9 protein-coding genes are annotated in these 9,420 nt (G+C 64.8%); 7 read left to right on the forward strand and 2 right to left on the reverse strand.

All coding sequences use genetic code 11. The features are described 5' to 3' along the window. The 4 genes from PHX69_RS12785 to PHX69_RS12800 form a co-directional block, all read left to right on the forward strand. The coding region (locus PHX69_RS12785; RefSeq protein WP_288044142.1) for an FAD-linked oxidase C-terminal domain-containing protein at window positions 1-320 on the forward strand (320 nt) is incomplete at its 5' end. A 341-nt stretch (window positions 321-661) separates the two neighbouring features. Beyond that, window positions 662-1,915 carry a PDDEXK-like family protein gene (locus PHX69_RS12790; protein WP_119013601.1) on the forward strand — a complete coding sequence of 418 codons (1,254 nt, stop codon included), beginning with the start codon at window positions 662-664 and terminating at the stop codon, window positions 1,913-1,915. 153 nt (window positions 1,916-2,068) lie between these two features. Then, window positions 2,069-2,299, forward strand: coding sequence for a hypothetical protein (locus PHX69_RS12795; protein WP_288044145.1), 231 nt, complete (start codon window positions 2,069-2,071; stop codon window positions 2,297-2,299). After that, the gene (locus tag PHX69_RS12800) at window positions 2,272-2,604 is read left to right on the forward strand and encodes a MazF family transcriptional regulator (protein ID WP_119013599.1); all 333 of its coding nucleotides are present in this window, start codon (window positions 2,272-2,274) and stop codon (window positions 2,602-2,604) included. The genes PHX69_RS12795 and PHX69_RS12800 overlap by 28 nt, the downstream gene beginning before the upstream one ends. Before the next feature lie 39 nt (window positions 2,605-2,643). On the opposite strand, the gene PHX69_RS12805 is transcribed toward PHX69_RS12800, so the two are convergent. Together PHX69_RS12805 and PHX69_RS12810 are read right to left on the reverse strand one after the other, a co-directional pair. Next, the gene (locus tag PHX69_RS12805) at window positions 2,644-5,007 is read right to left on the reverse strand and encodes a GspE/PulE family protein (protein ID WP_288044149.1); all 2,364 of its coding nucleotides are present in this window, start codon (window positions 5,005-5,007) and stop codon (window positions 2,644-2,646) included. Between the two features lie 85 nt (window positions 5,008-5,092). Then, entirely contained in the window at window positions 5,093-6,652 is a 1,560-nt protein-coding gene (locus tag PHX69_RS12810; protein ID WP_288044151.1) for a YifB family Mg chelatase-like AAA ATPase, read from the reverse strand. A 289-nt stretch (window positions 6,653-6,941) separates the two neighbouring features. On the opposite strand from PHX69_RS12810, the gene PHX69_RS12815 reads away from it, so the two are divergent. The 3 genes from PHX69_RS12815 to PHX69_RS12825 all read left to right on the forward strand — a co-directional run. Further along, a complete protein-coding gene (locus tag PHX69_RS12815) occupies window positions 6,942-7,673 on the forward strand; it encodes a TorF family putative porin (RefSeq protein WP_288044153.1) in 732 nt (243 codons plus the stop codon). Window positions 7,674-7,732: 59 nt separating this feature from the next. Beyond that, complete coding sequence (glnK, locus tag PHX69_RS12820; RefSeq protein WP_119013595.1) at window positions 7,733-8,071, forward strand: P-II family nitrogen regulator; 339 nt, start codon at window positions 7,733-7,735, stop codon at window positions 8,069-8,071. A 43-nt stretch (window positions 8,072-8,114) separates the two neighbouring features. After that, a partial coding sequence (locus PHX69_RS12825; RefSeq protein ID WP_288044155.1) for an ammonium transporter occupies window positions 8,115-9,420 on the forward strand: 1,306 nt, incomplete at its 3' end.

Raw genomic sequence — 9,420 nt, forward strand, 5'->3', positions numbered from 1 at the left:
ACTCGGTGGCCGAGGCCGATGCCAGTGGCATCCCGTACTTTCTGGTCGGCCACGTGGGCGACGGCAACTTCCACTTCGGCTACCTGATCGACCCCGACAGCGCCGCAGAGCGCGCCAGCGCCGAGCAACTCAACCACCAGCTGGTGGCGCGCGCGCTGGCACTGGGGGGCACCTGCACGGGCGAGCACGGCGTGGGCATCCACAAAATGGGCTTCCTGCTGGACGAGGCGGGCGTGGGTGCGGTGGACATGATGCGCGCCATCAAGCGCGCCCTGGACCCGCAGAACATCCTGAACCCCGGCAAGATTTTTGCTTTGTAAGGCCAGGGCCTCGCCCTCACCACTGGCGCCACCTTGGTCAAACCCGACGTCAAAACACACTGGCTGGCCCACAGCTCTGGTAAGCGCGTCGCTGCCGTCCGCATCCGACTGTTGGCACCTCCCCCTCCATGCGCCCACCGCCTGTGCCCGCGTGGGCTTGGTGTGCCTGCCCGACGGTTGCCCGCCCACGATGGAGTTGGAGCTGATCGTGCCTGAACTGTTTTTTGGCGCCGATCTGCAAGCGCCGGGGCAGTCTGCCCAAGTGCTCAAGTGGTTGGCGCTGGCATATACCAGCCGAACTGGTACTTTGATCCGTTCAACAAAGCGCCCCCTATCTGTCTATGACTGACGATCAACTTGAAGCATTCTTTGCCGATCCTGCTGTTCACCACCTGCGGGCAGTGGCAAGGGAGACGGATGCACTGGCCATTGCGTATCCCAAGGAACTCCAGATCTCCAACTTTTTGGCGTGGCTGCTCAGCCCTGGAGAAGGCCACGGTCTGGGTGACCTGCCATTGCGCGCTTTATTGCGGGCCGCTTGGCACAGTGCCGAGCTAAGTGCCCGAAACGGCATGCTTGCCGTCTCGCCAAGTCGCCTGGGTCTGATGTCGTTGGGTGCAGCCCTGTGTATTCGAGAGTTCGGCGTAGAAACCGGGCGCTGCGATCTGGCTATCGTGGATCCTGTCAGCAAGCTCATCGTTATTCTGGAGAACAAGTACGGTGCGAACCAAGGCACCAATCAATTGAGCGGGTACCGCGATGCAGTGACAAAGCGGATGCGTGACAGCGTTGAGTGGACTCAGTTGTATGTTTTCATGGACTCGGACACCACATCAACGCCAGACGGCGAGGGGTGGATCAAGCTGGATTATCAATGGGTGGTTGACCTCATAGATGAACAACTGGCGTTCAGGCACGTCAGCAGCGAAAGTCTCCAGGTGCTGAGCACCTATCGTCCGTACTTGGAGGATGTTTCTGAGCGGCCGTTTGTAGCGCTGGAGGATGCCGATGAAAAGGTGCTGCACATCGCTGAGCACCATGGCGCAGTACTTCAGGAGATGGAGCGTTACCGCCGATGGACATGGCAGGAAACTGTCAACGAGATGACCTCTTCTGCGCCGTTGCCTCTGCTGGTCGAGTACCAGCAACGGTACCGGCTGTGGGATTTTGTCATTGATGCCAGTGCATGGATTGCGTTCACCATACCGATTTCTGCACAGATTCTAGATATTGATTTCGATGCGAAAGTCAAATCTCTGTATATCTGTCGAAAAGCATGGCTTGCGCATTGGCAACTGACTGAAGAAAAGAACCATTGGCCAGGATGGGTCAAGGTGTATCGTTTGCACACCGATAACAACCTGTTCGGCGTGGAGTGTGTGATCTATATGAGCATGCTGGCTGAGCATGCCAAGCCCGAGGTATTTGAGCGTGCGAAAGCCGTTCGGAATCGGCAAAAGTTGCGTGCGGTAGCGGGCAACGTGGATCGCATCGTGCTGAGAGCCAAGCGTGGGCTTAGCCGGAGCGCAGCGCTTGCAGAAATGCTGGAGATGCGCCAATTGGTAGACGAAGTTTTTGGCACTTCTGCCCAGTAGTTTGGTCAGCCAGGCGCCCGCGTGTCTTTGAATTACCCACAATACGCAGGAGTTTTACCGGGTGCCAGGGCTGGCGGTCGCCGAAAAGCGCTGTATCAGCGTGATGGCGTTGCCCCCTTGCCTTCGCCAAAAACAATGCCAAGGAGATTGACCATGCTGCAAACCTACGAAGCTGTGTTACAGCCCAACGGGCAATTGCTGTTTTTTGACTTGCCCGGCAACGTGGTGAACATGCCACGCCGGGTGCTGGTCACGTTCACTGACGAAGCGCCGCTGGGCGAGACCGCCCTGTGCGGCGCCAGCCTGAGTGAGCGAGCATTGGCCCAAGACTGGCTGTGCGAAGAAGAGGAGGCCGCATGGGCGCATTTGCAACCCGGCAAGTGATTTTGTTGCCTTTTCCCTTCTCTGATCTGTCGGCCAGCAAGCTGCGGCCCGCCTTGTTGTTGGCGGGTGTGGACAAGGGGGACTGGGTACTGTGCCAAATTACCAGCAAACCTTATGCCGATGCACGGGCCATTGCCCTGACAGACGCCGACTTTGCGCAGGGCAGCTTGCAATTGAGCAGCTATGCCCGGGCTGGCAAGTTGTTCACAGCGCACGAATCGTTGTTTCAGCGGGTGGCTGGTACGCTCAAGGCGGCAGCGCATCAGCGTGTGGTGGATCAAGTGGTGGCTTTGTTACGCGAGTGACCGGCAAGTGCAGAAGCGGGGCGGCGCACGCGCCAGCGCTCAGGCGTTGCAATGCGCGCGCACTTCCTCCAGGCTGGTCAGCCCGGCCAGCACTTTGTCGATGCCATCCTGGCGCAGGGTGCGGAAGTGGCTGTGCTCCATGGCCGCGTGCTGCACTTCTTCGGGCCGGGCGCGGGTCTGGATGAGGTGGCGCACCTGCGGGCCTACCAGCAGCAGCTCGTGCAGCCCTAGGCGGCCTTTGAGGCCGGTGCCGTTGCAGTGCGGGCAGCCCGCAGCGTGGTAGCGCAGGAGCTGGCCGTCCTGGCCGAAGCGGCGCACCCAGTCGGCGCGCAGCGGCTCGGGGTCGGGGCGCTGGTCGGGGGCAAAGGGGCGCAGGTATTCGTGCAGCAGTGCCTGCACAAAGTCTTCATCGGCCACCTCGGCGCGCTTGCACTGGCTGCACCACTGGCGCGCCAGGCGCTGCGCCAGCACGGCCAGCAGCGAGTCGGCAAAGTTGAACGGGTCCATGCCCATGTCCAGCAGGCGCACCACGGTTTCGGTGGCGTTGTTGGTGTGCAGGGTGCTGAGCACCAGATGGCCGGTGAGTGAGGCCTCGATGGCGACCTGGGCGGTTTCCTGGTCGCGGATTTCGCCCACCATGATGATGTCCGGGTCGGCGCGCAAAAACGAGCGCAGCGCCTTGGCAAAAGTCCAGTCGATGCGCGGGTTGACCTGCACCTGGCGCAGGTCGGGGTTGGTGATTTCGATGGGGTCTTCGGCTGTCCAGATTTTGCGCGTGGGCGTGTTCAGGTGTTGCAGCAGCGAGTGCAAGGTGGTGGTTTTGCCCGAGCCGGTGGGGCCTGCGCACAGCACCAGGCCGTAGGGGCGCTGCACGGCATCGGTCAGCTGCTGGAGGTTGGGCGCCGACAGGTTCAGTGCTTGCAGCGTGACGGGCCGCGCCGATGACAGCAGGCGCAGCACCACGTCTTCGGCGCCTTGCTGCGTGGGGATGGTGGCCACGCGCAGCTCCAGCGCGTGGCCGGTCACGAACTTGGAGAAGTTGATTTTTCCGTCCTGGGGCTTGCGCCGCTCGGAGATGTCGAGCGCGCACATGATCTTGATGCGCGCCACCAGCGCGGCGCGGTAGGTGTGCGGCAGCTCCATGTAGGGCGAGAGCACGCCGTCCTTGCGGAACCGGATGCGCAGCTTGCGCCGGGTGGGGTAGGTTTCGATGTGGATGTCGGAGACGCCTTGCTGCTGCGCGTCGATGATCATGGTGTTGATCAGCCGCACCAGCGAGTTGTCGGTCTGCTCGATTTGCGGCTCCTGGTCGTCATCGCTGACGCTGCCCAGCTCCAGGGATTCGCGCAGCTCGCTGGCCGATGCCGTGGGGGCCTCGGCCCCGGCGGCCCGTGGGCCAGGGCCAGGGCCTGCGGTGTCCAGCCCCAGGCGGGTGTAGCTGGCGGGCAGGGTCTGCGCCAGTGGGCTGGCGCCTGCCAGCGCAGCCAGCACCCGCGACTGGGTGATGAACTCCAGCGTGTCGATGGTGCTGCGCCGCGAGGGGTCTTCAGCGGCCACCACCAGCAGGCCGCCCCGGTACAGCAGTGGCAGCACGTGCAGCCGCTGGGCCATGGCAAACGGCACTTTTTGCAGGGCCTCGGGGTCGATGGGGAAATGGGCCACGTCCACCACCGGAAACCCCATCTTGCGCGCCAGCGCCATTTGCAGGTCTTCGCGCGAAATCTGGCCGCTTTGCACCAGCATTTCTCCCAGCGGCGTGCCGCGCTGGCCTTGTTGTTTGTGCAGCACTTCGTCCAGCTCTTGCGGTGTGACCAGGCCCAGTGCGGTCAGGGCCTCGCCAATGCGCACCACGGGCATGCGGGCTTGCTGCTCCAGGGCTTGCAGCAGCGTCTCGGGTTCGGTGATGGCCTTGGCGGCCAGCGCGGGGGGCAGCGCGGGCGCCGCAGGTTCGGCCATGTACAGCGTCTGGTAAGACTCGCGCGGGTAGAACACCCGCTCCACGCTGTCGTCCGTGCCCAGGGGGTGGAACAGGAACAGGCCCAGGTCGTTTTCCACATGGCCCAGGGTCTGGCCGCGCAGGGTCTGGCCGTTGTCCAGGGTCAGCACGTAGTCGGTGCGCGGGCGCGGTGCGGCGCTGCTGGCCACGGGCGCCAGCGGGGTGGTCAGCCGCAGTCGGCGCAGCATGGCAAAGCGCAGTGCCATGTTGGCCTCGGCAGGGGGCTGTTGCACCACAGCCAGGCGCCGGCCACTGTGCAGTGACACCAGCCGCAGCTGGCGCGTTTGCCCGTTGGTGGCTTCCATGTCGCAGGGTGGTGCGGCGCTGGTGGACGCCTCGCTGTAGCCCGGCACCGGAGGCAAGGGCCAAGCCAGGCTGGAGGGTTCGTGGGGAGCGGGGGAGGTCAAGGCGTCGATCATCGTGTGCTGTGGCCCGTGGTAGAGCGTCTGGTCGGCCAAAGATTAGGCACTTTTGATGGGCGCGGTGCCAGCGTTATTTCGCCAGCGTGCGCCGGTACTGCATGGCTTCGGCCACGTGGGCCATTTGGGTGTGCGGCGCACCGGCCAGGTCGGCAATGGTGCGCGCCACTTTGAGCGTGCGGTGCGTGGCCCGGGCCGACCAGCCCAGGCGCGCCGAGGCGGTTTGCAAGAACTGCGCGGCGGCGGGCTCCAGCAGCACATGCTGGTCTATGGCCTGGCCTTGCAGTGCCTGGTTGGTGCAGCCCTGGCGGGTGATGGCGGCGCCGCGTGCCTGCACCACCCGCTGGCGGATGGTGGCGCTGGCCTCGCCGGGCGGTGCGCCCAGCAGCTCGTGCGCTGGCAGGGTGGGCACTTCGGTGTGCAGGTCGATGCGGTCAAGCAGCGGGCCGCTGAGTTTGGCCTGGTAGCGCGCAACCTGGTCGGGCGTGCAGCGGCAGGCGCGCTGGGCGGCGCCCAGGTAGCCGCAGGGGCAGGGGTTCATCGCCGCAATCATCTGAAAGCGTGCCGGAAAATCTGCCCGCCGCGCTGCCCGGGCGATGGTGATGTGGCCCGTCTCCAGTGGCTCGCGCAGCGCTTCCAGGGCGGCGCGCGGAAATTCGGGCAGCTCGTCCAAAAACAGCACGCCATGGTGCGCCAGCGAAATCTCGCCGGGCCGCGGCGGCGAGCCACCGCCCACCAGCGCCACGGCGCTGGCCGTGTGGTGCGGGCTGCACGTGGGGCGTTGTGCCCAGCGCTCCAGCACAAAGCGCCCGGCCAGGCTGGCGATGGCGGCGCTCTCCAGGGCCTCGTCCACTTCCATCTCGGGCAGCACGCCCGCAAAGCGCTGCGCCAGCATGGATTTGCCCGAGCCCGGTGGCCCCATCAGCAACAGGCTGTGGCCCCCGGCAGCGGCAATCTCCAGGGCGCGCTTGGCACCGGCCTGGCCTTTGACGTCGGCCAGGTCGGCATAGGTGGTGCTGGCGGGCCGGGGCAGCGCGTCCATGCGCGCCCAGCCGGTGGTGTCATCGGGGGCGGCGCCTGCGTGGGCGCTGCCACCGGCTGCATCGGCACTGCCGGGGGGCAAAAACTGCTGCACCACGTCCAGCAGGTGGCGGGCGCGGTACACGCGCGCATCGGGCACCAGCGCGGCCTCTTCGGCGCTGCCCGGCGGCAGCACCAGCTGCGCGGCCACCTGCTGCGTGCGCAGGGCCAGGCTGGTGGCCAGTGCGCCGCGCACCGCGCGCAGCTGGCCCGACAGCGACAGCTCTCCGGCAAACTCGTAGCCCGCCAGCCGCGCGCCGTCGATCTGCCCACTGGCGGCCAGAATGCCCAGCGCTATCGGCAGATCAAAGCGGCCCGAGTCCTTGGGCAGATCGGCAGGCGCCAGGTTCACGGTGATGCGCTTGTTGTGCGGAAACTCCAGCCCCGCGTTTTGCAGCGCCGAGCGCACCCGCTCGCGCGCTTCTTTCACCTCCACATCGGCCAGGCCCACCAGCGTGAAGCTGGGCAGGCCGTTGGCCAGATGCACCTCCACCGTGACGGGTGGCGCCTGTAGCCCCAGCAGGGCCCGGCTTTGCACCAAAGCAAGACTCATGTTTCAATCCGCGCCCCTTGAAAAGGCGAATTTGGAAGAGGTGGCCCCTCCACCACATGGATTCTCTCCACTTGAAAGAGGGGGGCTTGCAAACCGAAGTTTGTTCTGGACTGCCTGGGTTTTCCCCAGAGAAGTGCGTCACAGGCGCTGCCATGCTCCAGCGCAGGCGCAAAGCACCAATACAGTGCACAGCGGCGCCATCTTGCACCGCCAATGTAAGGCCAGCAGTGCTGGCACGCTCTGTGCTTTGAGCTTTGTGTCTTTCGCTTACAACCTTTCTGGAGGAACCATGACCCACCCATCCCTCAAAGCCCTCGGCATCGCCCTGGTCTGCGCCCTTCCCTTTGCCGCCAGTGCCCAGCTCACCGGCAACGTCAGCCTGACCAGCAACTACAAGTTCCGTGGCCAAGACCAGGACACGAGCAAGACGCGCGCCGTCAAGCCCGCGTTGCAAGGCGGTTTTGACTACGCCTTTGGCGAGTCCGGCTGGTACGTGGGCAACTGGAACTCCACCGTCAACTGGCTCGATGGCAACTCGCTGGAGGCCGACCTGTACGGCGGCTACAAATTCAAGGCAGGCGGCCTGGACTGGGACGTGGGCGCCGTCACCTACCTGTTCCCCGGCAACACCACCGGCAACACCACCGAGTTGTACGGCGCCGCCACCTGGGGCCCCGTCACGGCCAAGTATTCGCACGCGGTGTCCAAAGACTACTTTGGCTGGGCCGGTGCCAAGGCCGGTTCGGGTCTGAAGGGCCGCAATTCCGGCTACCTGGGCTTTGCCTATGCCCAGGAGATCGCACCCCAGTGGACGCTCAAAGCCTCGGTGGGCTTTACGCGCTTCTCCAGCGGCGTCAAGAGCCTGGGCGTGCCCAACTACATGGACTACAGCGTGGGCGCGGCCTATGACTTTGGCAGTGGCCTGTCGCTGGGCGCTGCGGTGGCCGGGGCCAGCAAGAAAGCGTACTTTGGCGATGTCAACAAGACGCGCCTGCTCGTCACCCTGACCAAAACCCTGTAACCGACCCAACCCCTGGCGGGCGCCGTCGGTGCCCCGCCTTTTTCCCGGAGGAACTGATCATGAAAATGCTGACAGCCATCATCAAGCCCTTCAAGCTCGACGAGGTGCGCGAGGCACTCTCGGACATCGGCGTGCAAGGCATCACGGTGACCGAGGTCAAGGGCTTTGGGCGCCAGAAGGGCCACACCGAGCTGTACCGCGGCGCTGAATATGTGGTCGATTTTTTGCCCAAAGTGAAGATCGAAGCGGCCATTGCCGATGAACTGGTCGACCGCGCCATCGAGGCCATTGAGGGTGCGGCGCGCACCGGCAAGATCGGCGACGGCAAGATTTTTGTCTCGGCCCTGGAGCAGGTGGTGCGCATCCGTACCGGCGAAACCGGGCAGGAAGCCCTGTAGGCCACAGCTCTCCCCTCTTTTTTCCACGAACGCGAGAATTGCCATGAAAAAACTACTTGCTTGCTTACTGCTGGGCGTGGGGTTGCTGGCCAGCGCCGTGCCCGCCCTGGCACAAACCGCCGCAGTGGCCGAATCCACCAGCGCCACCACCGTGGCGGCCCCTGCCCCTGCCGACGTGGCCCCGCCCGTGGTGGCTGCGGCCCCCGCTCCAGCGCCGGTAGCCACCGCCGCCGAGGCCGAGCCTGCTGCCGCGCCCGCTGCGCCTAAGCTGGACTCGGGCGACACCGCCTGGATGCTCACCTCCACCATGCTGGTGATTTTGATGATCATCCCGGGCCTGGCGCTGTTCTACGGCGGCCTGGCGCGCTCCAAGAACATGCTGTCGGTGCTGGTGCAGGTGTTTGTCATCTTCGCCATGATCACCGTGCTGTGGGCTGTGTACGGCTACAGCCTGGCGTTCTCGGGCGAGGGGCAGTTCTTTGGCGGCTTTGACCGGCTGTTCCTGAAAGGCATTGCGCCCGACACCCTGTCGAGCCTGCTGCCCACCATCCCCGAGTACGTGTTCGTGGCTTTCCAATCGACGTTTGCCGCCATCACCGTGGCGCTGATCGTGGGCTCGTTTGCCGAGCGCATCAAGTTCTCTGCCGTGCTGATCTTCTCGCTGCTGTGGTTCACCTTCAGCTACATCCCCATGGCGCACATGGTCTGGGGTGGCGGCCTGCTGGGCAAGGACGGCGCGCTGGATTTTGCTGGTGGCACCGTGGTGCACATCAACGCCGGTATCGCTGGTCTGGTGGGCGCCTACATGGTGGGCAAGCGCATCGGTTTTGGCAAAGAAGCACTGACCCCGCACAGCCTGACGCTGACCATGGTGGGCGCCTCGCTGCTGTGGGTGGGCTGGTTTGGCTTCAACGCCGGTTCCGCTGGCGCCGCCAACGGCGTGGCCGGTCTGGCCTTCATCAACACCATTTTGGCCACCGGCGCAGCCACCTTGTCGTGGTTGGCAGCAGAGTCGCTGCACAAGGGCAAGGCCTCCATGCTGGGCGCTGCCTCGGGTGCGGTGGCCGGTCTGGTGTGTATCACCCCGGCAGCCGGCTTTGTCGGGCCGATGGGCTCCATCGTGATGGGCCTGATCGTCGGGCCGCTGTGCGTGTGGGGCGTGGGTGGCCTGAAGAAGATGCTGGGTGCTGACGATGCGTTCGACGTGTTTGGCGTGCATGGTGTGGGCGGCATTGTGGGTGCCATCCTGACCGGCGTGTTTGCCTCGCAAAACCTGGGCGGCACCGGCGGCCTGACCCCTGACACCTTCGCCATGGGCGCCCAAGTGTGGATCCAGGTCAAGAGCGTGC

The sequence above is a fragment of the Simplicispira sp. genome (assembly GCF_028687295.1).
Classification (GTDB): domain Bacteria; phylum Pseudomonadota; class Gammaproteobacteria; order Burkholderiales; family Burkholderiaceae_C; genus Simplicispira; species Simplicispira metamorpha.

Bases quoted from the DNA above. Each gene is read 5' to 3' on its own strand.
- PHX69_RS12790 (WP_119013601.1), top strand. From the start codon at position 662: ATGACTGACGATCAACTTGAAGCATTCTTTGCCGATCCTGCTGTTCAC.
- PHX69_RS12795 (WP_288044145.1), top strand. From the start codon at position 2,069: ATGCTGCAAACCTACGAAGCTGTGTTACAGCCCAACGGGCAATTGCTG.
- glnK (WP_119013595.1), top strand. From the start codon at position 7,733: ATGAAAATGCTGACAGCCATCATCAAGCCCTTCAAGCTCGACGAGGTG.
- PHX69_RS12810 (WP_288044151.1), bottom strand. From the start codon at position 6,652: ATGAGTCTTGCTTTGGTGCAAAGCCGGGCCCTGCTGGGGCTACAGGCG.
- PHX69_RS12800 (WP_119013599.1), top strand. From the start codon at position 2,272: ATGGGCGCATTTGCAACCCGGCAAGTGATTTTGTTGCCTTTTCCCTTC.
- PHX69_RS12815 (WP_288044153.1), top strand. From the start codon at position 6,942: ATGACCCACCCATCCCTCAAAGCCCTCGGCATCGCCCTGGTCTGCGCC.